The sequence below is a fragment of the Sinobaca sp. H24 genome (genome assembly GCF_023845525.1).
The window spans coordinates 1-25,094 of the sequence record NZ_JALBWT010000041.1 but is presented as its reverse complement, the minus strand read 5'-3'; the positions used below and the strand labels follow the sequence as shown (position 1 = coordinate 25,094).

The window sequence follows — 25,094 nt, the reverse complement described above, 5'->3', positions numbered from 1 at the left end:
AGTTTCATTTAAACTCTTATGCTTTATTAATGATAAGTAACTTTATTAGTTTGCCAGTTAATTTCAAAGAAAATAACTTCTTTATCTTCTTCATGAGGATTCTTATCTGTGCGATGAATTAATCTAACGGGATATCCAAAATCATCTAAAACTTTTTGGTCAATAATTCCTTTGAATGCCCCATCTCTTCCTTGAATAAATAATATTTGCGCATTCTGAGCACACGTTGTTACATTAGTGATATTTAAATTAACCGGGCATTTGTTTCTTAAGTGACCATTCATACTGCCGTGATGAGACAGACAATAATATGTAGAATGATTTAGGTAAGGATGACAATTATTTATATTTTTCCAACCACTTTTTTCAATGTCTCCAGGGAACAATATTGACTTCTCTCCAAAAGCAAATCGATAAACAATTGATGAATCGTTAATTTTTTTCTCAATGATCCACTTTTCTTCGCCTAATGCAAGGTAACCGTTGTTAATTGGATACTCTATGGATTTTTGATTTTTTTTAGGCTTATTCTTTAAGATAAGTGCGTTTTTATTTAAAATGGTTACATTTGCAGTATTATTATAAGGATAGGAATTGATAATTTTAATTTCATGTTGCTTCGTTTTTTCATTTAAAACTTTTAGTAATTTATTATATTCTATACTCGCAAAAGAATAATATGGATTAAACCAAAACTCGGCCTTAGTAGCCGCATAATTTTTTAATAAATAAATAAAGCCATTAAAATGGTCATAATGAGAATGAGTAAGAAAGAATTTTTCAATTCTTATGAGTTTTATTTTGAAAGTATTTTTAATATATTCAAACAATGTATCAATATTTTTGTTGTACAATGTTTTTGTTAAAAAGTCTCTTATCGAGCAGTCCACGCACCATATTTTGATGTTATTTTTATTTTTAATCACTAAAAAAACTGCAATTTCCATGACCAACATTTACATGATAAGAAAAAACCTCAGGAGAATAACCCATACTATTCTGATCAGGTGTTTCTGATCTAAAAATTAAATCGGCTCGCCTTTTATTATTTAACAGCCTATGTTGTATTGCTCGCGTGTCCCCATTAGCATTTATTAACTCATACCTTTCTTTATTTTGCTTATTCACATAAACGAACTGCCCTTCTATAAATCCTTCAATTTCTTTTTCATCCACTATACCTACAATTGTTTCTATGATTTCTTCTAAATAATCATATTCATTATTTTTTGAACTTTTTGATTCAATAATTTTAAATAACACTAAATTATACTGGTTCGTGGCTATACCCTCATCTGAGAATATTTCGTTTATGTTATGTATAATATATAGTTCTTTATCTATAGAAATATCAGTACTAAGGTTTTGGTTTATTGGCATCATTAAAAGCAACTCCCTGCACTTTATAATCATAAAAAAAGTACGTAATTAAATACGCACTTTTCAAGCTATCTTGTTTCATCCACAATCAAACCAGCTTGTTTCATAAAGGCAGCCGCCATGTCCATAAACTTCTCCGGCGGAATCTCCCTAATCAGTTCTTTTGTATCGCGGTCTACTATTTTAACAATCGGGCGATGCAGGTCTTCATGCAGGGAAAACTGCAGGCTTGTATGCCTCATCAACTTATTTCCCTCGCTCACCGTATTAGATAATTGAACCGCATCATACCCCTTCTCAATACCGGGTCGGACGACTTTTTTGCCAGACTGCTCAATAGATATCATTTTCTGATCTTCCGTCACAGCTTTTTTCCAGAACTGTACGGCATCGCTGAATCCTGAAATACCCTCGTTCATGGGTCATTCCTTCTTTCTAATCCATTCTTTATTTCATTATGACAATACGTAGGGATGAAAATACTTCTCGCACGCTGTCTTCATCGCTTTTACCTGCGGAAGAAGAGAGAAATGCAGGACTTCCTGAACTTTCCCGAACTGACTTTTCTCCAGCGACGCAACCAAATAATCTATACTTTTACGAATCTGCGGCAGCTTCATATCGGTTTCTTTTATTTCCAAACTATTACTTATCAGAGGAAGCAGTGCTCGTTCAAGCGAAGCAAATCCTTTTAATGCATCTTCTATAAGAAAGACCGCATCTTGATACTTCTGCTGATTAAGTTGCCATTGCACGTGCACTAAACTATCCACAAGCGTTTCTGATATAAGCAGTGTATGGTTCATTACTTCGAATTGTTTTTCCATCATCTCACTACTTTCTCTTGTTAAAAAATAGAGCCTCGACTACTGTCGAGACTCTTTAATGAATATCTAATCATTAACCAAGAAGCTGAAGTACTGCTTGTGGCTGTTGGTTTGCCTGCGCAAGCATAGACTGAGAAGCCTGCGAAAGGATGTTATTCTTTGTCATTTCCATCATTTCTTTAGCCATGTCTACGTCACGAACACGAGATTCAGCGGCAGAAAGGTTCTCAGAAGAGTTGTTTAGGTTAGAAATTGTGTGATCCAAACGGTTTTGGTTTGCCCCAAGCTTAGAACGCTCTCCAGACACCTGGTCAATCGCTGACTGGATTTTAGTAATAGCATCTGATGCGGAAGCATGAGTAGATACATCAAGAGCTTGTTCAGTTACAGTGTTGTTTGTTCCATCAGTAACTCCAAGTTTAGCATCTGTTCCTGTAGTAGAAATCCCTAAAGCAGAAGCTCTCATATCAGAAATATCTAGAGTCAAGCTTTGGTTTTGATTAGCACCAATTTGAAATTGTAAAGAGTCTCCTGTTCCAGCTTCTCTTCCTTCAACACCAGCTGTAGTAGTGTCAAAACTAAGACCTACAGGACCTGTTGCAGATTCTTCTCCAGCATTTTGTGTTAATACTAATTTGTCATCTTCCACTGAAGCAGTATATTTTCCATTAAGGTCAGTATCTGCATTTACAGCTGCTACTAGATCCGTAGCGTTAGTAAATGTACCTGCAGCTGCATCTGCATCTGCTGCTACATACGAGAAACTTTTTCCATCGATCGTAACATTACTAGTTCCAACATCTGCTGTACTAGTGAATACGCCTGCAGTCGCAGTTACAGCTGCTGATGCATCTTTTTCACCATTAATTAACTTTTGAGTATTAAATTCTGTAGTATTACCGATACGATTAATTTCAGAAGTTAAAGAGTTAACTTCTTTCTGAATTTCATTACGATCGGACTCTGTATTAGTATCGTTGGAAGCTTGAACAGCTAACTCTCTCATACGCTGTAGAATGTCATGTGTTTCTCCAAGAGCGCCTTCAGCTGTTTGAATCAAAGAAATACCATCTTGTGCGTTTCGGCTTGCCTGGTCAAGACCTGCAACCTGAGCGCGCATTTTCTCGGAAATTGCAAGACCTGCTGCATCGTCGCCGGCACGGTTGATTCTTGAACCGGAAGACAATTTCTCCATTGAGTTCTGCATGTTAGCCTGGTTAGCTCCGAGTTGACGGTGAGCGTTCATTGCACTTACGTTTGTGTTGATAATCATAATATAAAACCTCCATATTGTTTTTTACTCCACGTCCTTGTGGAGCGTTTATGTAAGGCAGTGGGACACCCGGCTGCGATCGCCTGCCGTTGTCTTTCCTGCTTACACTGTTTATATCGGCAGAGGTTTTGGGATGTTTAACACTTTTTTAAGAAAATTTATGCCGATTAGGTATATCCTCCTAAAATCGGTGGACGACCTATTTCCATTGTGGTAATTTAGTCTTGTGGCCGTGGGGTGGGTCTTGCAGCCGCAATACTTTAAAAGGGGATAAAGAACACTTGAAAACATTATCAATGGATATTTTACAAACGTATCAGATTAACACGAGCACTCAGGCGATTGAGCCCTGCTTCGAGGGGAATGCAAAGGCTCTAGTAAGGGAAGAAGGCGGAGCCCAGTATTATGTGAAACAGACGCCGGCTGCGATTATCAGCCACGCCTGTCTCGAAAACGGCTCTTCCTTGAAAGGACGTGGAGACGCGGTTAAGCATCTTACCGGCTTTGTTCGCCGCAAACCTATTCCAATAGACGAAAAACGCCGTATTTTTGCTTTTCCGATTCACTCCCAGCGTTCGCCCGATAATGTCTGGCTGTTCTATTCGCACGTGCGTTCTGCAAAAACGGAAGGCATCATTATATTCCGCGACCAGTCCACGATGACAACCGAGGCAAGTGCGTATTCGATCCAGCAGCAGCTGCTTCGTACGAGCCACTGTATGTCCCACTTCACCGATATCGGCTGACGTATATCGTACTTAGATGAAACGAAAAACCCCGGAGGCATGGCGAGGCCTCCGGGGTTTCGTTATGTGTTTTTTAGTATCGTCTTGAATCGGTAGACTGGGTGATGTTGATCCAGCCTTCCTCGATCGCCCGTTTGATCGTATGGGTGCGGTCATTTGCTTTCATTTTCTTCGTTAAATGGCTTACATGATTGTTAACAGTTGCCACTGCCAGGTAGCATTCTTCTGCGATGCGGCGGTTGCTTTTGCCTTCAATGATTTTCTCCAGAATGCGGATTTCCGCATCAGAGAGCACCGTGCGGGCTTTATCAATCTCCAACTGCATCTGCTGCTCCTTTGGCTGCTCCTGCTGGCGGTGCAGACTACGGTAGCGCTCCATGAAGTATGGCTGGAAGTACGGATCCATGTAGGTTTGAAAGGCTTCCGCCTTTTCAAACTGTTCGCACCATTCCTTCATCGAACGGTCCGCTGCCATCATGATCGACACGTCCTTACTCATCAAATACTCCAGTAAATGAGAATCTTCCGAAGAAACGTTCACTCCAATCCGGACCGGAAGCCCGATTTCGGCTATTTTTTCCATCAGCTCCAGCAGATCTCCGTTTGTGCACTCGGCGCAGTAAACCGTGTCTTTATTGATTCCTTCCTGCGGCAGGAGTGAAAGAGACTCCGGGGTTTCCGCTTCGACTGACTTTCCCATGTACGCCACTGCACGTCTCACCATGGCTTCTCCGGAGGTATCAATAAACAATATCGCCCGGCGGTGCACTGGACCTTTACGTCTAAGCATTTTTGGCATTATGTATTCCTCCTGAACTATCTCTGAAAGTGTGATTTTTTTCTTTTCCAAGTAAATGATTACACTTCCACCAAGCTGCCCCTTGCTGCCCTATTCTATTTCTATCTGTATGTAGCCGTTTATGCAAGCGGTTCTTCTTCTTTTTATCCCCTATGTGTTGTAAATATCACTATACCTTCAAATTTTATCCTTAAAGGTCCTTTCTTACAACGACCCAAAAGACCTTGTGTTTGCATGCCCAGAGCGTCCAAAGCATTATTTGTCATGGTTCTTTTGACGTACATTATACCCCAATATACTTTTAGGCATCAAGAAATTTTTAGTAACTTACTAAAATTCTGAGTCTTTTGATAGAAAAAAAGGAGGTTTGGCTTATTTTTTGTTTTTTTTCATTAATTCAGAGATTTGAGAAAGCATTGATACATCAACATTTGATGCCTGGCTGTTCTCTTTTTGAATCGTTTCATATACTTCTTTTCGATGAATGTCGACATGTTTAGGGGCACTTATGCCTACCTTTACCTGCTCACCTTCCACAGCGGTGATTGTAATTTCAATGTCGTCCCCTATTTTAATCGTCTGATCTTTTTTTCTTGTTAAAATAAGCATTTACCGTCCTCCGCTCTCGGCAGACACACCGTCTGCGGGGTCTTGGGAAACAGCTTGTGCTTGGTACGGTAAGCCGTGTCCGAAAGAATGATCTGTCTGCCTTTCTGTTTCGCCGGGTTCAGCACAACCGGTGCCTGCAGATTAGCTGTTGTTTCCTGAAACGGATCCTTAACGGTCAGTACTGTAAAGACGGCGGCATCTTTCTCGTTTTCCACCTCGAGCTCTGCCGTGTGCGAATCGTTTAACGTAATCTCATAGTCCTTAAAAAATGGAAATGGATCGGTAATAACCAGTGCTGTCTGCGTGCTTGTTATTGATTGTAACACATATAAAAGTCCTGATTCGTCAAATGGCAGCAGTGCAAACTCTTTTTCTTCCTCAAAGCCGGGAAGGCCATGCTCAAAAATAAATTTATCCTCAGGTGAAATCGTTACTGTACCGCTGTATTTCGTATGTATCTCCATGTTTATCCCCCTTTGTAAAATAAAAAAAGAAAAACAGGCTTTGTTCCGCCCGCTTTTCTTTTTTAACGAAGAAAATCCATAAGCGATGGCTGAATAATTCTTGCGCCGGTGGCAAGAGAAGCCTGATGCACATTCTCGAGCAGCATCAGTTCAATAATCACTTTCTCCAAATCCACATCTTCGTTTTTGCTCATGACTTTCTCTGCAATTAACTCCTGGCTTCCCAGGCGGTTTTCCATCATTTCAATTCGGTTTGAGCGTGCGCCGAGTTCCGCCCGCTCGTTCACTGTGTTGTTCAAATGAGTATCCAGCTTGGACAAAAATTTCTCTATATCGTTCGCACCGGCATCCGGATTGCTTAACGTCCGTTCCAGACGCTCCAGGTCGGCAAACAGCTCCTGGTTAAAGACGCCGGCCGGTGAAATGCTCACTGGAACCATTGTATCATGAAGCAGCTCAATGTTCACCTGGGCCTCGTTGTTGGACAATGCCATTTCATCATACACAAACGCCGCACGCGAATCCATTATCGCCCCGTTCACATTCAGCTCCAGTCCGTCTTCTGTCTGCGTGAATGTAACCGTTTCGTCTGCGTCATTCGTGAACTGTACTTTGTTCTCATCCACTCGCACGGCATTGCCGTAAACGGCTCCGTCTATATTTACGTTAACAGATTCCAGCGCCTCAGCATCCATAGCAAGCAGCGCGTCCGTTGTCATACCGAGCTTCGCGGCATCAACCGGCGCGTTTTTCGTGTCCGTGCCGTTGAAAATATATTTTCCATTAATCGATGTGTTTGCCATCGTTGCCATATGCTCTTTCAGCTGTTTCACTTCTTTAGCGATATTCTCGCGCTGGCCGGCATCATATGTATCGTTTGCTGCCTGTGTTGTTAACTCCTTTAACCGCTGCAGCACCTGGGTCGTTTCACCTAAGGCCGTATCCCCTGCATCCATCCATGTGTGGGCTTCCTGCACGTTGCGCTGGAACTGTTCTACCTCTGCCACCTGGGCCCGGTAGCGCATCCCGTTTACAGCAACGACCGGATCCTGGGACGGACGCGAGATTTTTTTGCCGGTGGAAAGCTGGTTCTGCATCTCGCTTAAGTTTTTATAGTTCTGGGTGACGTGGCGCAGCGACTGCTGGGCGAGCATCCCTTGTGTAACTCTCATACGCGTTCCTCTTTTCTACAATTATCTGCCGACAAGTCCCATATTATTAATAATCCGGTCGAGCATTTCGTCCACGGCCGTAATATTCCGCGCAGCCGCGTTATAGGCGTGCTGGAATTGAATCATGCTGACCATTTCTTCATCAAGGGAAACGCTGCTCACCTGCATGCGCCGGTTGTCGGCGCTCGTGCGCAGGGAGTCGGACGTGCTTGCTTTCTGGCCGGCTTCGGAAATTTTAACCGCCATTTCTCCAATCACTCCCTGATAGAAGCTTTGAATCGTTGTATTCGGCCCGTCGCCAAAGTTCTGCTTCACGTCTTTTAACGCTGCTAGTGCCCGGGCATTGGAGCCGTCTCCGCTGAAAGCAATCTCGCCATCACCATTTGCGATCGGTGAGGCAGCAGCAATCAAATCCAGGTTGCCTTTGATTTCGGCGCTGAGACTAATCGAACGTGCCGCTCCCAGTTCAGCGCGGCTTTCCTGAATTGTAAAAAAGGGAATATCGGCGCCTTTTTCTTTGTTATTAACGTCCTGCAGGTTCCAGCCCGCCTGATGCACTTCATTAAAAGCGTTCATAAATGTAAGTGCCATCGTGTCCAGATCGTTCATCATATCCGGATACGTACCTGTGGCTGTATTTGTGGCCGGATCGACGTATCCGTAAGTTTCCACTAAAGCTTTGAGCTTGCCGTCACTGTTCAATACAGAGACCGCTCCTGGATCTGCTGCATTTTCCGGTTCGGCACCGGTCTTATCATTGGCCCACGTAAAGGCAAGACCGTCAATCGGCTCGTGCTGCTGGTCCGGATTGGTCGTTATCGCCATTTGTTTAAAGGCACCAGCCTGACCGTCAACGAGCGTAAAGAGCCTGCCGCCTTCTCCGTCTGTGGCGTAAATGTTCATCTTGCCTTCTGCAGAAGCCATTGCATTGGCGCCGCCTTCGTTGCGGACTACTTCTATCGAAAGCATGCCGGACAGCTGATCGACCAGGTTGTCACGCACATCGTATAAATCATTAGGTATTTGGCCGTGCGGCTCCACCTTACCGATTTGTGTATTCACTTCATTAATACGTGATAAAAGCGAGTTAACGTTTTTTTCGGTAATATCGAGCTCTGTCCGCACATCCAGTTTATTGGCCTGCAGTGAATCTCCTATGTAGCGGAACGTTTCGGCAAGGGATTCTCCGCGCTGGCGCATCACCGAGCGGGCCCCGGCATCTTCCGGCTGAACCGACAGATCCTGCGCCGCTTCCCAGAACTGGGTCACGGAGTTTGCCAGGCCGTGTTCAGAAGGCTCGTTCATGATGTCTTCCATCCGTTCCATCGCACTGGCATGGGTGCTCCAATACTCTGTTTTGCTCGTCTCGGTCCGGTACTGTACGTCGAGGTACTGCTCGCGGATTCGTTCAACAAACGGCGTGTGTACGCCGGTCCCCATCTGTCCTGCAATCATTGGAGCATTCATGGCTGCTTTCGGAAACGCCTGAGCGGCTTCCATGGTCACTCTCTGCCGGGTATAGCCCGGGGTGTTCGCGTTTGCTATGTTATGGCCTGTCGTCTGAAGTGCAGACTGCTGGGCCGTCATGGCCCGCTTGGCTGTTTCCAGCCCGTGGAACGTAGAATACATACATGACACCTCCTCTAAGTATGGCGTTTACGCCTTTGAATCAAAAAATGAATACGCCTGCGCCTGATTCCTCTGTCCTGGCGGGGTATAGCGGGACTGATCTGCTGCCGGACGCATCCATTCGATATTTTTCTGTAGAAAATAGAGAGAATCAGCAAGCAGCACGCGGTTTAATTCCTGCTGGAGCTGAAGCTTTTGAATGGTGCCTCCAAGCCGTTCCTGCAACAGCCGAAGCTCTGACCGAATGGCTGCCGGAAGAACGGCAAGCAGGCTGCGGATCGTTACCTCATCTGCCTGGTATTCCTTTGCAGCTGCTGCTGCATGCTCGGCGCGCATGGCCTCCGCTGCTTCAATAGAACGGACACAGAGCGCTTCTTTTTTGACAAGCTCCTGAAGCTGTTTAGCTTCATTATTTTTCAACAGCTCTGTTTTTACCAGGCTCAGCTCGTGCAGCTGTTCATGCAGAACAGCCAGTTCTTTCATTTGTTTAACTAGTTCTTTTCCTGCCATGCTGTCTTCTCTCCTTCGCTATGCCTCGTTACTGCTTTGTCCAGAAATCATAAAACTTTCTTGCCGTTTCCTCGGCATCCACTTTATAATCGCCGCTTTCTACTTTATGCTTTAACGCGTCCACCTTTGCCTGGCGGGCCGGGTCGATTTTATCGCTGTTTAACATATCCTTGGCTTCCTTTGAAATTTCCAGTTTATCGGTTTTCTGCGGAGCGGCCTGTCCTGCCCCCTGCGCTTTAACCGTTTTTTGATAAGGGTTGTTAATAGCTCCACTTGGATTGATTTTCATGACTGCTGCCTCCTCTGATAAGTCCGATCTATGCTGCTGTCTTTCTTATATCGGCTGATTTTTCTATTATTACATGACTACCGGGCCGGTTTCGACCGATAAATGTTTGCATGTTCTTCCCGGAGCCGTTCGGAGCGCTCCTGTTCGTATGTTTCCTGTTCCAAATCCGTTTTCAGGCGGATATGACAGCTGCTGCAGATTTTGCCTTCCCGGATGCCTTCCCCGCAGGATGCACATGGATAAAACAGCTGCGGAAAGGACTTCAGCTCCAGCCTGCCTTCTTTAATAAATTGAATAATTTCTTTTTCCTCTACATCAACGGCTTCTGAAATATCGGCCATTGTTGCCTGGCGGTTCTGTTTTTTACGAATAAACGTATAGACGGCCTGAAACCGGTCTTCGCGTTTTTTATGGCAGGACGGGCAGATATTGCGTACGGTTCGTACGTACAGCTGCTCGCAGACGCTGCAGTTTTCAAGCTGGCTCATTGGGCTTTCTCCTCTTTTCTGGAAAGGGCACCCGTACTTCTGGCAAGCGTGAGCGAAGCAACCTGCTCAGCACCTGCACTGCGCAGAACAGACGCTGCTTTTCTGACGGTGGTCCCTGTAGTATATATATCGTCCACGAGTAGAATTTTTTCACTACGAAATATATCTTTTTGCTGATTCGTCAGATAAAAAGGCTGATACATCAGGTTTTCTCGTTGATTTTTAGTACTTTTGCTCTGTTTTTTCGGTTCATCTTTCTTTTCCAGCCCTTTTATCCTAGAAACCGGAAGCAGCTCCGCCAGCAGCTGTGCCTGATTAAAGCCTCTTTCCTGCATTCTTGCGCTTCCCGAAGGCAGCGCCATCACCTTCCATGAGGAGAAGGAGCGCTCCCAGGTCCGGATCCACTCTTTTTGAAATACGACTGTCAGCGCAGGGTCGCCTCGGTATTTCCAGCGCGCCATCCACTTCTGCATCGCTTCATCATAATGATACAGCGATATATTATGATCAAGCGCCTTTCCTATGTCCTTCTGCGTCCAGGCTGCACAATCTCCGCAGCACGAATCCTGAAAAAACGGAGCACTCTGTTCATCTTTTCCGCGGCCGCAGATGCCGCAGTCTCTGGAATGGATCAGAGTAAAAAGCGTCCGGCAGTCCGCACAGACCGGATCATTATCGAGGCTGATCAGATCATGCCAGGAGAGCCGCTCTTCCATTTGTTTCATACAATACAAACAACGCCGCTTCCCTGTCATTTATCTTCCTCCCTGTTTGTTCATCGACTCAATATGCCGGACCGCATCCAGCATCGCCGCTGTTTTTCCGTAATGAAAGTACATTACGTCTCCGCCCGGCTGGTCCGCGCTCCGGCCGACACGGCCGGCAATCTGAACAAGCGCTTTTTCGTCAAATATATCTTCCTCCGCACCGAGCACCGCCGCCTCTGCCCCTTTAATCGTTACGCCGCGCTCCAAAATCGTCGTCGTGACTAAGATAGGAATCTGTTTCTCCCGGAACTGCTGCACTTTTTCATGACGAAGGGAATCCGCCGCATGCACACCTATGGTTCCTTCCCATTTTTCAGCAAGCAGCCGCGAAACCGTCTCTGCCTGATTGACAGAAGAAACGAATACAAATACCGGGATTTCTGCTTTTACTTTTCTTCCGCACCAGGCAAGCAGAGCCGACGGAAGCCGGTCTTTTTTCAGTACTTTCTTCCAATTCCCTATCCACTGCATCGTCGGAACAGGAAGGGCAGAACCGTGATAGCGGACCGGAATTTGTACAAACGGAAGCGAACCGGAGCGCGCCTGTTTTTTTAAATCGCTGGAAGGAGTGGCCGTTAAGTAGATGCGTGCAGCATCAGGTGCTGCCGCCTTATCGACGGCCAGCTTAAGGGAACGGTCGTAGGAGAAGGGAAACGCATCGATCTCATCAATAATTACGACATCAAAAGCATCACGGAAACGTCTCGTCTGATGCGTGGTGGCTACATGAATATCAGCATACCCGAACCGTTCTTCACTTCCTCCGTACAGGCCTTTCACGATAAGTCCAGGAAAAGCCGCACGGATGCGTGGAAGCAGTTCCATCACCACATCGGCCCGCGGAGTCGTCAACAGCACTCGTTTTTTCGCCTGACAGGCGCTTTCTATGCCCCGGAAGAGAATCTCTGTTTTTCCTGCCCCGCACACGGCCCAGATAAGAAGCTCCGTCCGTTCAGCAATCGCCTGACAGAGCGTATCGGATGCTGTCTGCTGGCCCGGCGAGAGCTCCCCTTTCCACTGCAGGGTCGCATGCCTTTGCATTGGTGCCATTCTTCCATTCCAGGAAAACAGGATCCGGCACGTGTCCATGCGACCCATTTCCAGACAGGTTCTACAGTAGTGGCAGCGCTGACCACAGCGCGCGCACATAAATGCCGCAAACAGACCGGGATCTTTTTCCAGACAGCGCCGGCACTCGTAACCATTTCCAGCTTTCGACAAACCAGGATGCATCACAATATGACCGGCTTTCAAAAAAGGCAGCAGCACATCCAACGGTTTATCGATTTCTTCGAGCATAAGTTCCCTGCCGGCCAGCTGAGCGCAGAGCGAATGATAGAAAGGATCGGTAAAATCAGCGTCCGCTGTAATAGTTGAAATGGCGGGGAGGATATCGATACTTCGTAAAGCGGTGGGATCATTTGTTACAGGAAGATAGCGTGTTTCTCCGGATTTGGAGAGAAAGGGATGGATATGTATGAGGGGTCACTCCTTTAATTGAGGGGGATTATAATGAAGAAAACGGCAGGCCGGCGCCTGCCATTGGATGATCTGAAAATCATTGCTTCTTGTACGTTTATACACAAAAAAATGACAGGAGCGACTCCGATAGAACAGCCATAGGTGAAGAGGAAGAGAGCACTTTCCTCTTCAGCTGAGGCATGGCCTGCGGGAAGCGTCCCCTGTAAAAATTTCTGTACAAAATACGCCATTTTGGATTATCTGCTGTACCAGCCAAGTGCTAAAGCACCTTCGCCGAGGTGGGTTGCGATGACCGGACCAAACTCGCTTACAACAACATCGGCCTGAGGGTGGGCCTGGGAAAGTTCTTTTTTCATCTGTTCTGCTTTTTCAGCGCGGTTGGAATGAATCACCGTCGCCTGCACGGAAGTGCTGTTTTTAATGTCCTCTGCAAAAATATCATAAATACGGGCAATGGCTTTTTTGGCCGTTCGTACTTTTTCAAACGGAACAATCTTCGTATCTTCAAAATGAAGCACGGGCTTAATCTGCAGCAGACTTCCGACAATAGCCTGGGCGCCGTTCAATCGGCCGCCGCGGTGCAGATGATTTAGATTGTCTACAACAAAGTATGCTTTCGTGCGCTTTTTCATTTCGTTCAGCACATCAAGAATTTCATCTACGGTGTGTCCGGCTTCGCTCATTTCCGCTGCCCGGATCGCGTAAAACCCCTGCGGCATACAGCTTATTTCTGAGTCAAAACAGTAGACTTCTACTTTATCGCTCACCTGCTCTGCGGCAGCACAGGCGGTCTGGTAGGTTCCGCTGATACCGCTTGATAGGTGAATGGTGATCACTGCTTCATAGTCTTTGCTCAGTTCTTCAAAAAGCGCGATGAACTCACCAATCGGCGGCTGTGAAGTAGTGGGCAGGTCTTCGGCATGTTTCATTTTATCCAGAAATTCGTTTTTCGTGATATCTATTTCTTCCCGATAGGCATCATCGCCAAAAACGACACTTAATGGAATAACAGATATATTATGGGCCTCTCTGACGTCCTCTGCCAGGTAGGCGGTGCTGTCGGTAACGATTGCAATCTGTGTCATACATGTTCCTCGCTTTTTTTATAGAATAATAGTCTCTCCGGCAGGATTAGAAAAGCCGAAGATGCATGACACCTCCGGCTTCCTTTTCTTATTATAACAGCTGCCTTATCTGACTTTAACCCAGCCTTTTTTAATCGCTTCGACAACGGCCTGAGTACGGTCGTTCACATTCATTTCCTGAAGAATATTACTTACGTGGTTTTTCACCGTTTTTTCACTGATATAGAGTGCTTCCCGATCATCCGGTTGCTGTACCCGTCTGTCATCAGCTGAAGTACTTCGCACTCGCGTCTTGTTAAAATATGAAGAGGCTTCCGGTATTCCACCTCACGGTAGCCGATTTCCTCCGGCTCCATTTCGCCTTCTGTACCAAGGGCCAGGCGGCGGTATTCCTTAATCAGGTTCTGGGTAACCTTCGGGTGGATATAGGCGCCTCCTGATCCAACTACTTTTACCGCTTCAATCAGCGCATCGGCATCCATTTCTTTAAGAAGATAACCGGAAGCGCCTGATTTCAGAACATGCGTCACATACGTTTCATCGTCGTGAATCGAAAGGATCAGCACTTTTACTTTTGGAAAACGCTCAAGAAGCTGTCTGGTCGCTTCTACGCCATTTATGTTCGGCATGTTAATGTCCATTAGTACGACGTCCGGCTCCTTTTCTTCTACGAGCGTAATGGCCTGTTCGCCATCATCGCCTTCACCGACTACTTCGAAATTATCTTCCATGTTCAAAATCCGCTTCACACCTTCGCGGAAAAGCTGGTGGTCATCAATTAATACTAATTTAATATGCTCTTGTATCATCACATTCATCCTTTCGAATACATACCTCGGGCCAGTCTATTAGACCTATGTGTCCAGCATGTTTCAGCCGCATCTTTTTAGCGGGTTTTCATTCAAGCGGTACTTTGATGATAATCGTCGTTCCTTTTCCAGGCTCCGACTGGACACGTATTTCTCCGTTCAGGGCCAGAACTCTTTCTTTCATACCGACAATGCCAAATGAATTTTCCTTTGACTTATCTGTTTCAAATCCTTTGCCGTTATCTTTAATTAAAGCGGTCACAAAATCATGTCGCACTTCCAGGTTCACACGTACTATATTGGCTTCTGCATGCTTGGATGTATTCTGGACGGCTTCCTGTATTAAACGAAATAACGCGATTTCCAAATGCGGCGGAAGGCGGACTGCTGTACTGAGCTCCCGGAAATAAATCGTCATTCCGGTTCGTTCTTCTATCGTCTGCAGGTACTTCCGCAGCGCTGGAATCAAGCCGAGATCATCCAGCGCCATTGGGCGCAGATCATAAATAATGCGCCTTACTTCTGCCAGGCTGTCCTTGATCAAATAACGGACATCCCTTATTTCCTCAAGCGCCGGTTCGATGCCTTTATCGTTGTACACACGCTCGACAAGTTCAGAGCGCAGCATCACATTGGCCAGCATCTGTGCAGGCCCGTCATGAATTTCACGGGCGACCTTCTTGCGCTCTTCTTCCTGAGCTTCAATAATCTTTAAGCTGAAACGCTGTCTTTCCTGTGCGTTTGCCACCAGTTCCCCAACGTCTTTTAAATCTCCATCCAAAAAATTATACACGACCGATACCTGGTGAATAAGCGTTTCCTTTCCCGATCTGCTCCTGCAGAATCACGATCCGGCGTTCAATGTAATCTCGCCTCTCCCGCAGCTGTTTTTCTTCCTGGCGTATAACCGCAGCTCTACTTGAGAGCGTTCGCTTTTTCATAGGCATTTGCACATCTTTGTCGCTGTATTCCTTGAAAGCCCGGCTCATCTGCGCTAATCTGTTTCTGCAATACGGCGCGGACTTCCATTTTGTCTGAAGCTTCAATCGTCGCTGCTACTTTTTTCTTTATCTCTCTTAATTCATCATTCAATGCGTCAAATTCGGACCGCGACTGCTCGCCGAATCAAAAAGCTGGCGTTTGCTTAGGTCCAGTACCGAGCATTTTCTTTACTACTTCATCTAAAGCAGGTTTCCATACCAAGGATACCCCTCACCTTTTTACATCCTTTACCTAATGTATTCCAAGGGGAAAGAATGATTTTTTAGCAGCGCGTTTCCATGGCCTCAGCCTTAGATAATGCTTTGCTATGATTAGTTTAGCACATTCTGAATTACCTATTACAGGTTTTAAAAAAATAATTTGTTCCTATTTTAAACATTCTCGTAAAATGTCTTTATAAATCATACATTTATTATTTTTACGTTGTTTTACAATATGATTATAGTGTGATGACATAACTAGAAGGAGTTACCATATGCTTACATCTTATTACACCGTTAAAGAACCGGAGCCATGAAATCGTTATCCAGAAGTCCCGCTTATTACTTTTGTCGGTCGTGCCTATACAGAAGAGGAGGCGCAGTCTTTTATTACAGAGATAAAAAAGGAGCACAAAAATGCCAATCATAACTGTTCTGCCTATCTTATAGGCGAACAGGACCACATCCAAAAAGCAAATGACGACGGAGAGCCGAGTGGTACAGCCGGTGTTCCTATGCTGGACGTCCTAAAGAAACGAGAATTGAAAAATACAGTCGTGGTCGTTACGAGATATTTCGGCGGGATCAAGCTTGGTGCAGGCGGTTTAATCCGCGCTTACGGCAGCTCCGTTACGGAAGCCATCTCTGCAGTCGGTATCGTCGAAAGAATCCGCACCCGGATCATGACGACAGCTGCTGATTATACCTTGCTCGGAAAGCTTGAAAATGATATACGCCGCTCAGCTTATCAGCTCAAAGAGATACGCTACGAAGAAAATGTACTCATCGACACGTATGTATCGATTGAGGAAACGAAAACATTTACTGCCTGGATCACCGAACTCTCCAATGGACAGGCAGCGGTAACAGAGGGGAAAACAGCTTTTCTTGAAAAATTACTGGAATAATCCTTTTCGTCCCGAAAAGGATTATTCTTTTTCTGTAACAAAATGTTTATTACAGCGTCTTACATAAAGGAGATAAAATATAAATATCCTATATTTACTAACGCAAGGTCTTTCTGTAGAATGAAAAGCACTGGCTATTTGCTTTTAGCAAAGCCGTAAAGGAGTACAGGCCTTGAACAGACACCGATAAGAAAGCTACATCTATTAAAATGCATCAGACACGATTAGAACTTCATATATGAGGGAGCAATTAATTACATGGCAGATATAAATGAAGAAACAAGATTACAGCGGCGAAATAAAAAAGTACGCCGCCGCCGGAGAGTTATCAAAATTTTCGGGGTTCTGGGAATACTTGGTATTCTCGCTGTTGCAGTAGCCGTCGGTTATTTTCTTATTCAGCTCAGCAGTGTTACAGCTGACACGCAGGAAGAATTGGACCGCGGAGAGAAGTCAGAGCTCCGCACAGAAGCGGTCGATCTGCAGGAGGATAACTTTTCCGTATTGATTATGGGCGTTGATGACAGAGAAGGAACCAATCTGGAAGGCCGAACGGACGCCATGGTACTTGCTACATTTAATAAAGAAGAAAACACCGTAAAAACGACAAGCATCCCAAGAGATTCCCTTGTTAATATCCCCGGACAGGGTGAAGATAAGATCACCCATGCCCATGCTTATGGCGGTACGGATCTAGCTATAGACAGTGTGGAAAATCTCTTTGATATTCCGGTCGATTATTACGTAAAGCTTGATTTTGTCGCTTTCGTTGAAATCATTGATGCTCTTGGCGGCATTGAAGTAGATTCACCAATTGCCTTCTCTGAGCAGGACAGCGAGAGCAATCCTGACGCTATTCAAATTGAGGAAGGCGAACAGACACTAGACGGAGAAGAAGCACTGGCATTCGTCCGTATGAGAAAAAGCGAGCGATCCCCGCGGTGACCTTGGACGCGGCGAGCGTCAGCAGATGGTAATTGAATCGTTAATCAATAAGTCAGCCTCTTTTTCCTCTATAAATAAGTTTGATGATGTATTTGACAGCGTTCGTTCCAATATGCGGATGAACTTTACTTTTGGAAATATCGTGTCGCTGCAGGGCTATTCCCGTTCTCTTAATGATATAGAGAGCCTTCAGCTTGGCGGTACAGATGCGACGATAGATGGCATTTATTATTATCAGATTGATGAAGGCTCCCGCCAGGAGATCGCAGAAGAATTAAAATCTCATCTTGATATCGAAATAACAAGTGCTGCGATGCCTGAACAGCCTACTTCCGGATCTGAGTCTTCCAACGAATATGGCGCACCGGCTGAAGAACAGCAGCCTGATGAATACGGCGCTCCAGCTGAAGAAGAACAACAGTCCAACGAATACGGCGCTCCAGCTGAAGAGCAGCAGCCTTCCCAAAGCCAGAATACTCCCGAAGAAGAGCTGCCTGAAGAAGAATCCTACGAATTTGAGGAAGAGAATACCCCAGAATCGTCCCAGGAAGAGAGTACTTCTCAACAGCAGGTACCTTACTATTCTACAAATGAATAGCAGAAAAGACCCGGAATCGGCTTCCGGGTCTTTTTTACTGTCTTTCTTTCCTATATACTAGACAGCAGGGGGTATCACAATGTTATCTATTACTGCACTGAAAAAATCACTGAAAAATAAATCTAAACGGCCGTTAATGATTAAAAGTACGTCTTATGTATGCGAGATTCCTTTTAACCATGTGACAAAGACGAAAGTATCCAACAAAAGAGCCGGTTTAAAACAGGCCTCACGACAAGGTGGACCGCTCGCTTCCTTGATTCCAAAGTTTCATACCCCGGGCTCTCTGCTTATCGTAGAAAAAGGCCGGACCATTAACAGCTTAGAAGAAGCATCTTTTAGAACATTTACTTCTCTGCTGCAGCCGGAAGCTCCTGACAGCAAACCAATGGATGAACTCATCGACCTGGATCATTTGTTTGATCATCTATTATTTGATCGTATCGATTCCCAGACCAGCGAAGATATTATACATAAAGCATCCCGGATTCATTTACCTGTTTCCGATGCTCATGGCGATCTTCATACGAATAATATCGTGTTCACGAAAAGCAATGAAAGAAAATTAATTGACTGGGAGCATTACAAGGAACAGAGTTCCTACATTCTGGATCTTTTTCACCTGCTGCTCCGTAAAGAAGGAATGAAACGAAAGATCAGCTGGACTGAAGTGATCAAGCTGGACGTGTTTGATCATCCTGACTTCCAAAAAATACTCGACCGCCATCAGCTTACGCTTCATGATGTTATCTTTGCCTATGCCCTCAACCGAATTTATTTGGAAGGCAGGAAAAAAATGGCATGTGAAGGGTTTTTGAAACATACAGAAGTAGAAAAATTTAAAGAAGCTTTGCTTTATTGTCACCATCATCTCATAAAAAAAGAGGCCGTGCTTCCTTTATAAGGAAAGCAGGGCCTCTTTTTTTATATGCAGCTGTTGATTGTTTTCAAAAGTTAAAAAGAATCAACATCTCCCTGGGCAATTAACCAGTTTTCCGGTTCATCCAGAGAAGCGTCATGAGTTAAATTATGGGTGACAAACGGAAGCGGATGGTCTTTCTTTTGAAAGCGCAGCTTTCTCAAAGAGGTTTCCAGCTTTGAGCCGGGAAGCGTCCAGAGCTGAACAGCCGCACAGCTCTTCAGTTCACCTATGCCACGCGCGAGAAGTGCGTCGGTATCCTTTTGTTCAACCGCTGAAATATCTACAATACTTCCGATGTTTACCGGAATCTTTTTTATCGTTTTTTTCTCTTTTTTTACTACAATAAATCCTTTAAGCTTTCCCTCTTTAAACAAGCCAAGCGTAATATAGGAGTGTACCGGATGGCTTTGATAGCGCCAGTTCAAAAACGCTGCGCTTTTCATTACATGAACCTCCGCCTGATCTTTCACAGCTTCGGCCAGCTTATCGAAACGGGAGTCAAATGCTGTTATCCGTTCAACCACTCCCTCGTGTTTCTTCTTCCCTGCTGAAGAAAGGATAGGAAATGTCGTCATCCATCTTGCAATATCCGTTTTATGGGAAGCAGCTGTATATTTCAGCAGAGGAGCCTGCGCCATAGGGGATGGAAAGCCATAAAGCATTTGAATGTCAGCCTCTGCCGCACGCTTCATCATTTCTTGATTCAGCTGCCGGTAGATTCCTTTTCCTCTCGCGTCAGGGTCAACCATTGTGTCGATTCTCAGCCCTATTTCAGCAGGCTGCCCTTTCACGTAGGCAGGCAGCACCCAAACAGCAATATGCCCTGTTATAGTACCATTCTCTTCCCAGACAAGGACAATGGGCGGGACCGGCGGTTGTCTGTACTTCCATTCCCAATAGGAATCAGCATGCTCTTTATTAAACACTTTCTTAAATAGTTGTCGGACCGATTCGTTATCACTTTGCTTACAGTCTCGGATCGTCATACAAACCTCCCGTCGCAGCTTAAGATTCGTCGATAAACTGCTTGAGCAGAGAAAACATCTGCTGCTGCTTTGATTCAAAAGGCTTTGGGTTAAAAGCGTCTGCCAGATGAATAAGCTCCAGCAGATCTTCCCTATCTCCCCAGCTGAGAATATGCTCCTGCTCTACAAAAGTGCCTGTCAGCTGCAGCTGATGATCGTCATTATGCTCTCCATACTTTTCAAGTCTTGGGGCAGCAATCACTTTCTTTCCTTTTTTCAATCCTGTTATAACAGATCCCGTACCCGCATGAGTAATAATCAGGCGGGCTTCGTCGAATAGTTTATCCATTTCTTCAAAATTGAAAAAGGGGATCATCTTCATGTGGGGCGTTTCAAACTTTGTATGCCCGCTTTGAACAATAATATCGTCTTCAATCAGGCCTTCTTTTTTTAACCGCTCCACTTCACGGAGCAGGCGGGTGAAAGGCAGCTCATGGGTTCCCAGAATCACGAATATCAATAGATTGTCCTCCATATACCGCTTTCGGATACACTTCCAGCATCGATTCCCACTGCACCACAAATAAATCAGCAATAGGATAAACCATGCGTCCTGATAAATTAGCTGAGGACGATTTGGAAAAGCTTTCTATGAAGATTACTTTTTTTCTGAAAAGCTTAGCAATATAGCACATCGGAACCGCCGTATGGGTACCCGTTGTGATAACAACGTCCGGCCGGTGTTTCAGAAATAAAGCAACTGATTTAACAATGTTATAGGAGAATTTAAAAATATAACGGATCGGATAGTTCCGCGCCCCGTAAACAAGGTAGGACATAGGATATTTTTTCTTCATTGCAAGCGTAATTTCGGACTTTTCCGTAACAAGGTGATAATCATATTGGCTGAACAGAGGCTCCAGCTGCAGAAGCTGAGTCAAATGTCCCCCGATGGAAGAAATAAGAAGCAGCTTTTTCTTTTTTTTCATGTTGTCTTCCTTTCTTATTTCACACGTGACTTATACAGAGAAGTAGAATAAAACGCCGAAAAGCAAAATACGTAAGCTAATGCGAGTAGTACATAAATACCCGATCCCGGAGAAGATAATACATGTCCGGCTGTAAAGGAAGCTCCCAGACCCAATACAACGGCCAGCCCGGAAAGCAGCACTTCAGGCTTCATCAGCAGGCGATTTTTCACTATATACATAACAGCCCCTGCACCGAATAGAAAAATCGGAAAAACTAATATAGAAAAGCCTACAATGCCAAACGTAAAGAACCATAAAGTCCATTTCAATAAATCGTGAATAGGACGTATAGTTTCCTCCTCTTCCCATACCGAGAACCTTCTGGGAAATTGGAGCCTCTTTATACTGTTCCACCGTTTGATCAAGCACTGCTTCTCGTCCGCTGAACAGGAAAGACTGGGAAGCGCCGGGTTCAGCTGACTCGCCGGCCTCGGGTTCTGCCTCTTCCTCCCCTTCTTCTGCCGGAACGCTTTCATTATCTGCTGCTTCCTGCTCCAGCTGTTCTTCACTGGGCTCGTTTCCTACAAGAGGTACCCCATATTTGTAATAACAGGCGTAAATGGGGTAACAGCAGCTGTAATAACAGTCAGTAAAATGATACCGGTTAAATGAAACGAATAACCTGTTCTTCGTTTTTCCAGAAAAGCAGCAGCAATTCCAGAAGCAGAATGAGCACGGCAGCCCCGAGAGCTACTTTGGTTCCGATATTCAGCATACTCCAGATGATCAGAAGCATTCCCGGAAGCATCAGCCATTTAAGCCGTTTCGTGCTTATTAATAAAAACGCCAGCATAACAAAACTAAAACCAACTGCCAAAATAACGCTTAATTCGTTACCGGAGAAAAACCAGCCTGTGTGCCCGTCTCTTAACACATTATGATAGCTGCTTTTAGCAGTACCCGTAATATGGGCTATTAAAATAATGAAAGCCACAACCGCTGTATTAATCACTATGTATTTCACCAGTTTTGTACGAAAGTCCCATACAGCCGTCATAGAATAAAACAACATGGCGTAAACGATAAGCATGATCGGAAAATAGATGGTTTTGACAATATGATTAACTTCAGCACCCAGACTTATCGGATCTTTTACAATGATATTATTTAGTAGATGCCCTGCCATGACTATCGCTAAAAATGTTATGTAGAAAACAGAGGCTGTCTTCCACTTCGTATGAGGCATGGTCAAAATAAATAAAACACCAATTGGAATAATCACGGCCCGGATGATTGTAGATACCGGAAGGCCTAAAAAGGCAGATACATCCAAAAAGGGCTGTAGTAAAATATATCCGATTAGGAGAGCACCCAGAAAATAATGAATCTTTTTTAGCTTATGTGCACTCATTGTGTGTTACCTCCAAATCAAACTTGCGTTTCTTCCTTAGCGGCCAAAGCCCGCTCATACACTTTACATTTGAATGGACTGTTCCAGTAAAATGCCCAGAGCAGTGTTTCCGTTCGATTAGCCTGTTTAAACGTGTTACGGAAAGTATAGGATTGTTTTTTTATATATGCTGCAAACTGAAGAAAAGCATCTACATCCAGTTCCAGAAACACTTCAGCGTAGGCCACGCTTTTCTCTTCTATTAAATTACTCTTATACTGGTTTAATTTCCTGAATCCATCAAAAGCGACCGCCTGGGATTTAAATACATTCAGCGCCCTTTTCTTCTCTTTAAACGTGTCGGTAATATCTATGATGCAGTTGACAAACTTCGGCGGAATCGGGGAATTAATTTCATATAGCCGTATCGTCGTCTTAAGCGGTGTATAGCGTTTTAATAAATCAGCAAGCATTAAAGACGTATCCGTATGATCGGGATGGGCATCTACAAACGTCGGCGTATATATAATGTCGGGAGAAAAACCCTCAATGACCTGCCTTAAGTATTTCATTGCCTTGTCGGTTGGATCAATATTGCCATCTTCCAACTGCAGAAAGGTTACGTCTTTTATTCCCAGGATATGCGTTACTTTTTCCAGTTCTTTGGTACGCTCTTCCACTAAAGCATGGGACGGAAGGTCACTGGCACTGTTACTTCCATCCGTTATCAGCACTACATGAACCTCGGCTCCTCTATTAACATGCTGGAGAATAGTTCCTCCCACACCGATGGTTTCATCGTCTACATGAGGAGCAAGTACAACAATTTTTTCTTTGTTTTTAACTACTTTCGGTCTCATTGTTCCTTTATACGCTTTTTTCAGTATGTTTGAAGTAATTGGCTTTAACGGCAGGCCTCCTACTTTAATGATATATTTCTTTACCCCCATCGATGCACGAGATCCCCTTTCCTGCAGGTGCTTTTTAAGAACCGCAGCCTGACATCTTCCGTTTCTCTCAGCAGGCACGCCATGCCCTGCCGATCACATATATAAGCTGCATCCATAAAATAGAAGATGCAGTACTATTCGTCTTTTTCCATTTCTTTTATAAATTTTAACATATCAAAAATGTTTCATATAGAGACATGTGACATCCGCCTATATATTGTTCGAACCAGCCCGGCTTTTACTGCTTCCAGCTGCTTAAATCTCTGTCCAGCAGTTTTTCCAGCTTTGCTACATCCGGTTCGTAGCGTTTCACAAGCTCTTTTCGCGTTTCTTCTTTCATCTTCGGTTTTTCCAGGTTGTTTCTGCTTATTTTCTGCAGCCGCTCAAATAAGGCATCCTCTTTATTTACCAAACCGGCTCCTCGTTTGAGAAGACCTAGAAATCTGTTTGGTTTATTTAACAAAGTGTGCAGCTTTCTGTTCTTTGGAATACCGGATACGTTGTGTTCCAGATTTGTGTTAAGCGGAATCGGCTCCACGTCGAGCTTGTTGAACATGTCGTTAATAATCGATTCCTGATCTTTTCTCAGATCATCATAAATATAAACCGTGGCGTTCGGAAAATGAGTGAGGTAATCTTTTACCTGTTCATAATAAAAACCATTTGTTGTATAGCCCCAGTGCCACGCCCAGTTTTTATTTTTCTTTCCTCTTCTTTTTCCACTGCCTCTTCAAAGGAAAGGTCCTCTCTTCCATCTCTTACCATATGCAGGTAATGAGAATAGGCCCGTTCTACAGGATTTCTTAAAATAATGAAGATCTTTACATCCTCATCTGTATGCTTTTTGATATTTTTAATGCTCTCTTCATGATAATACAAATATTCCGTCGACATATCCCCCAGGGCCTTTTCCTGCCTGTCTTCAAAAAGCCGCTTATAGTCTTCTACATTGTTGATAATCCGGCGGTTACAGGACCTCTCGTCTCCCGGCCCCTGATAATCCCCTGTCATGTTTGAGAAAAACCGCAGTTCCTTTCCTTTCGGAACAAATACATCTTCATGCTGTGTTATGTACTTATATAAAGAGGTCGTGCCGCTTTTCGCAGCACCGACTACTATAAAATTAGGCATTTTTTTCATCCTTGCACTCCTTTCTGTCTTTTAACGGTAGGCAATAAATTCGTTGTCTATATACTGCTTCCACTGTTTGTTCAGCTTTTTTGTTTCTATCTTCTGCCGGCTTGTTTTCAGTACTCGGCCCGGATACGTGCGGACTAGTTTATTTCTTAATACAGCCATTCTTATTTTTATATACTGATTCTTTTCCTGCTTTTTTAAATTCTCGCGCATAATACGTTCTTTGACATCAATAAATTCGGAGTACTTTTTATGCTGCATGTACACCATGCTGATTTTTTTAAGATGCTCGTACGTCACCCGGTCGATTACGTCATCGGTTAACTGTGAAAAGAAATGTTCCTTCTTATAGTGATAGAGCTGATCCAGCCCCTGCAGCTTGGGTTCATAGCTGTCGGTGATTCTGTTTTGCGAATGCACTCTATACAACAGCAGCGGCTCTTTGCACATATAAACAGAATGACCCTTCTCGATAATCCTTAAATAAAGATTTGTCTCCTGGGCACTCTTGAGGTTCTTCTGAAATCCTTCGACTTCTTCGAATACTTCTCTTTTAATAAGAGGAAATGACGCGCCGCCGATAAAATTGCCCAGCATTATTTTCTCCAGTGCTTTTTCATTTTCGTACTTTATGTTGTCACCGCGGTCGCTTTTTCTGACAATGTCATTCTTATCATTAATCACGATATTGTTGCCGCTCACCAAGCCGACTTCCGGGTGCTCATGAAACGCTTTAAGCTGCAGCTCCAGCTTCCGGTTCGCCCAAATATCGTCATC

Annotated in this window: 28 protein-coding genes and 4 pseudogenes; 5 read left to right on the top strand and 27 right to left on the bottom strand. The window is 44.5% G+C overall.

Annotated features, from left to right (window positions below):
* Positions 1-26: 26 nt before the first annotated feature.
* From MMY81_RS28890 to MMY81_RS28870, 5 genes are all read right to left on the bottom strand, one after another.
* Positions 27-926 (bottom strand): MBL fold metallo-hydrolase, encoded by a 900-nt coding sequence (locus MMY81_RS28890; RefSeq protein ID WP_252315536.1) that lies wholly within the window; start codon positions 924-926, stop codon positions 27-29.
* Positions 919-1,383: a hypothetical protein gene (locus MMY81_RS28885; protein ID WP_252315535.1), complete on the bottom strand. Its 465-nt coding sequence runs from the start codon at positions 1,381-1,383 to the stop codon at positions 919-921. Before MMY81_RS28885 ends, MMY81_RS28890 begins: the two co-directional genes overlap by 8 nt.
* A 65-nt stretch (positions 1,384-1,448) precedes the next feature.
* A complete protein-coding gene (locus MMY81_RS28880) occupies positions 1,449-1,799 on the bottom strand; it encodes a flagellar protein FlaG (protein WP_252315534.1) in 351 nt (116 codons plus the stop codon).
* Between the two features lie 36 nt (positions 1,800-1,835).
* A complete protein-coding gene (locus tag MMY81_RS28875) occupies positions 1,836-2,210 on the bottom strand; it encodes a DUF8042 domain-containing protein (RefSeq protein WP_252315533.1) in 375 nt (124 codons plus the stop codon).
* 70 nt (positions 2,211-2,280) lie between these two features.
* Positions 2,281-3,480, bottom strand: coding sequence for a flagellin N-terminal helical domain-containing protein (locus MMY81_RS28870; protein WP_252315532.1), 1,200 nt, complete (start codon positions 3,478-3,480; stop codon positions 2,281-2,283).
* Positions 3,481-3,761: 281 nt separating this feature from the next.
* Between MMY81_RS28870 and MMY81_RS28865 the strand changes: the two genes are divergently transcribed.
* Entirely contained in the window at positions 3,762-4,226 is a 465-nt protein-coding gene (locus MMY81_RS28865) for a competence protein ComK (RefSeq protein WP_252315531.1), read from the top strand.
* 73 nt (positions 4,227-4,299) lie between these two features.
* Here MMY81_RS28865 and MMY81_RS28860 read toward each other — a convergent pair whose 3' ends face one another.
* The 13 genes and pseudogenes from MMY81_RS28860 to MMY81_RS28800 all read right to left on the bottom strand — a co-directional run bounded on the left by MMY81_RS28860 (position 4,300) and on the right by MMY81_RS28800 (position 15,493).
* Positions 4,300-5,025: a response regulator transcription factor gene (locus tag MMY81_RS28860; protein ID WP_252315530.1), complete on the bottom strand. Its 726-nt coding sequence runs from the start codon at positions 5,023-5,025 to the stop codon at positions 4,300-4,302.
* Between the two features lie 372 nt (positions 5,026-5,397).
* Entirely contained in the window at positions 5,398-5,634 is a 237-nt protein-coding gene (csrA, locus tag MMY81_RS28855) for a carbon storage regulator CsrA (RefSeq protein WP_252315529.1), read from the bottom strand.
* The gene (fliW, locus tag MMY81_RS28850; protein WP_252315528.1) at positions 5,622-6,098 is read right to left on the bottom strand and encodes a flagellar assembly protein FliW; all 477 of its coding nucleotides are present in this window, start codon (positions 6,096-6,098) and stop codon (positions 5,622-5,624) included. Before fliW ends, csrA begins: the two co-directional genes overlap by 13 nt.
* A 62-nt stretch (positions 6,099-6,160) precedes the next feature.
* Positions 6,161-7,270 (bottom strand): flagellar hook-associated protein FlgL, encoded by a 1,110-nt coding sequence (gene flgL / locus MMY81_RS28845; protein ID WP_252315527.1) that lies wholly within the window; start codon positions 7,268-7,270, stop codon positions 6,161-6,163.
* Positions 7,271-7,291: 21 nt separating this feature from the next.
* Complete coding sequence (gene flgK / locus MMY81_RS28840) at positions 7,292-8,899, bottom strand: flagellar hook-associated protein FlgK (RefSeq protein WP_252315526.1); 1,608 nt, start codon at positions 8,897-8,899, stop codon at positions 7,292-7,294.
* Between the two features lie 27 nt (positions 8,900-8,926).
* On the bottom strand, positions 8,927-9,409 hold the full coding sequence (locus MMY81_RS28835; RefSeq protein ID WP_252315525.1) for a flagellar protein FlgN: 483 nt from the start codon (positions 9,407-9,409) through the stop codon (positions 8,927-8,929).
* Positions 9,410-9,437: 28 nt separating this feature from the next.
* Positions 9,438-9,698, bottom strand: coding sequence for a flagellar biosynthesis anti-sigma factor FlgM (flgM, locus tag MMY81_RS28830; protein ID WP_252315524.1), 261 nt, complete (start codon positions 9,696-9,698; stop codon positions 9,438-9,440).
* 77 nt (positions 9,699-9,775) lie between these two features.
* A complete protein-coding gene (locus MMY81_RS28825) occupies positions 9,776-10,186 on the bottom strand; it encodes a TIGR03826 family flagellar region protein (protein ID WP_252315523.1) in 411 nt (136 codons plus the stop codon).
* Entirely contained in the window at positions 10,183-10,941 is a 759-nt protein-coding gene (locus MMY81_RS28820; RefSeq protein ID WP_252315522.1) for a ComF family protein, read from the bottom strand. Before MMY81_RS28820 ends, MMY81_RS28825 begins: the two co-directional genes overlap by 4 nt.
* Positions 10,942-12,252: an ATP-dependent helicase ComFA gene (locus MMY81_RS28815; RefSeq protein WP_252315521.1), complete on the bottom strand. Its 1,311-nt coding sequence runs from the start codon at positions 12,250-12,252 to the stop codon at positions 10,942-10,944.
* A gap of 419 nt (positions 12,253-12,671) precedes the next feature.
* Complete coding sequence (locus MMY81_RS28810) at positions 12,672-13,520, bottom strand: DegV family protein (RefSeq protein ID WP_252315520.1); 849 nt, start codon at positions 13,518-13,520, stop codon at positions 12,672-12,674.
* Between the two features lie 105 nt (positions 13,521-13,625).
* Positions 13,626-14,329 (bottom strand): annotated as a pseudogene (locus tag MMY81_RS28805) (response regulator).
* A gap of 88 nt (positions 14,330-14,417) precedes the next feature.
* Positions 14,418-15,493 (bottom strand): annotated as a pseudogene (locus MMY81_RS28800) (sensor histidine kinase).
* Between the two features lie 313 nt (positions 15,494-15,806).
* Between MMY81_RS28800 and MMY81_RS28795 the strand changes: the two are divergent.
* The 4 genes and pseudogenes from MMY81_RS28795 (at position 15,807) to MMY81_RS28780 (ending at position 18,886) form a co-directional block, all read left to right on the top strand.
* Positions 15,807-16,439: pseudogene (locus MMY81_RS28795) on the top strand (YigZ family protein).
* Between the two features lie 258 nt (positions 16,440-16,697).
* Positions 16,698-17,384, top strand: a complete 687-nt coding sequence (locus MMY81_RS28790; RefSeq protein WP_252315519.1) for an LCP family protein — start codon at positions 16,698-16,700, stop codon at positions 17,382-17,384.
* A 25-nt stretch (positions 17,385-17,409) separates the two neighbouring features.
* On the top strand, positions 17,410-17,982 hold the full coding sequence (locus MMY81_RS28785; RefSeq protein ID WP_252315518.1) for an LCP family protein: 573 nt from the start codon (positions 17,410-17,412) through the stop codon (positions 17,980-17,982).
* Positions 17,983-18,061: 79 nt separating this feature from the next.
* The gene (locus MMY81_RS28780; RefSeq protein ID WP_252315517.1) at positions 18,062-18,886 is read left to right on the top strand and encodes a hypothetical protein; all 825 of its coding nucleotides are present in this window, start codon (positions 18,062-18,064) and stop codon (positions 18,884-18,886) included.
* A 50-nt stretch (positions 18,887-18,936) separates the two neighbouring features.
* Here the strand turns inward: MMY81_RS28780 and MMY81_RS28775 are convergent, their stop codons facing one another.
* The 9 genes and pseudogenes from MMY81_RS28775 to MMY81_RS28735 form a co-directional block, all read right to left on the bottom strand.
* Positions 18,937-19,890, bottom strand: a complete 954-nt coding sequence (locus tag MMY81_RS28775) for a GNAT family N-acetyltransferase (protein ID WP_252315516.1) — start codon at positions 19,888-19,890, stop codon at positions 18,937-18,939.
* Between the two features lie 19 nt (positions 19,891-19,909).
* Positions 19,910-20,380: a PssE/Cps14G family polysaccharide biosynthesis glycosyltransferase gene (pssE, locus tag MMY81_RS28770; RefSeq protein WP_252315549.1), complete on the bottom strand. Its 471-nt coding sequence runs from the start codon at positions 20,378-20,380 to the stop codon at positions 19,910-19,912.
* A complete protein-coding gene (gene pssD, locus MMY81_RS28765; protein ID WP_252315515.1) occupies positions 20,361-20,858 on the bottom strand; it encodes a PssD/Cps14F family polysaccharide biosynthesis glycosyltransferase in 498 nt (165 codons plus the stop codon). The genes pssE and pssD overlap by 20 nt, the downstream gene beginning before the upstream one ends.
* A gap of 14 nt (positions 20,859-20,872) precedes the next feature.
* A pseudogene (locus MMY81_RS28760) lies at positions 20,873-21,398 on the bottom strand (O-antigen ligase family protein).
* 106 nt (positions 21,399-21,504) lie between these two features.
* Complete coding sequence (locus MMY81_RS28755; RefSeq protein WP_252315513.1) at positions 21,505-22,251, bottom strand: O-antigen ligase family protein; 747 nt, start codon at positions 22,249-22,251, stop codon at positions 21,505-21,507.
* 17 nt (positions 22,252-22,268) lie between these two features.
* The gene (locus MMY81_RS28750; RefSeq protein WP_252315512.1) at positions 22,269-23,258 is read right to left on the bottom strand and encodes a PIG-L deacetylase family protein; all 990 of its coding nucleotides are present in this window, start codon (positions 23,256-23,258) and stop codon (positions 22,269-22,271) included.
* 160 nt (positions 23,259-23,418) lie between these two features.
* Positions 23,419-23,736 (bottom strand): hypothetical protein, encoded by a 318-nt coding sequence (locus MMY81_RS28745; protein ID WP_252315511.1) that lies wholly within the window; start codon positions 23,734-23,736, stop codon positions 23,419-23,421.
* A gap of 83 nt (positions 23,737-23,819) precedes the next feature.
* Complete coding sequence (locus tag MMY81_RS28740) at positions 23,820-24,320, bottom strand: sulfotransferase domain-containing protein (protein ID WP_252315510.1); 501 nt, start codon at positions 24,318-24,320, stop codon at positions 23,820-23,822.
* A gap of 21 nt (positions 24,321-24,341) precedes the next feature.
* A partial coding sequence (locus MMY81_RS28735) for a glycosyltransferase family protein (RefSeq protein WP_252315509.1) occupies positions 24,342-25,094 on the bottom strand: 753 nt, incomplete at its 5' end.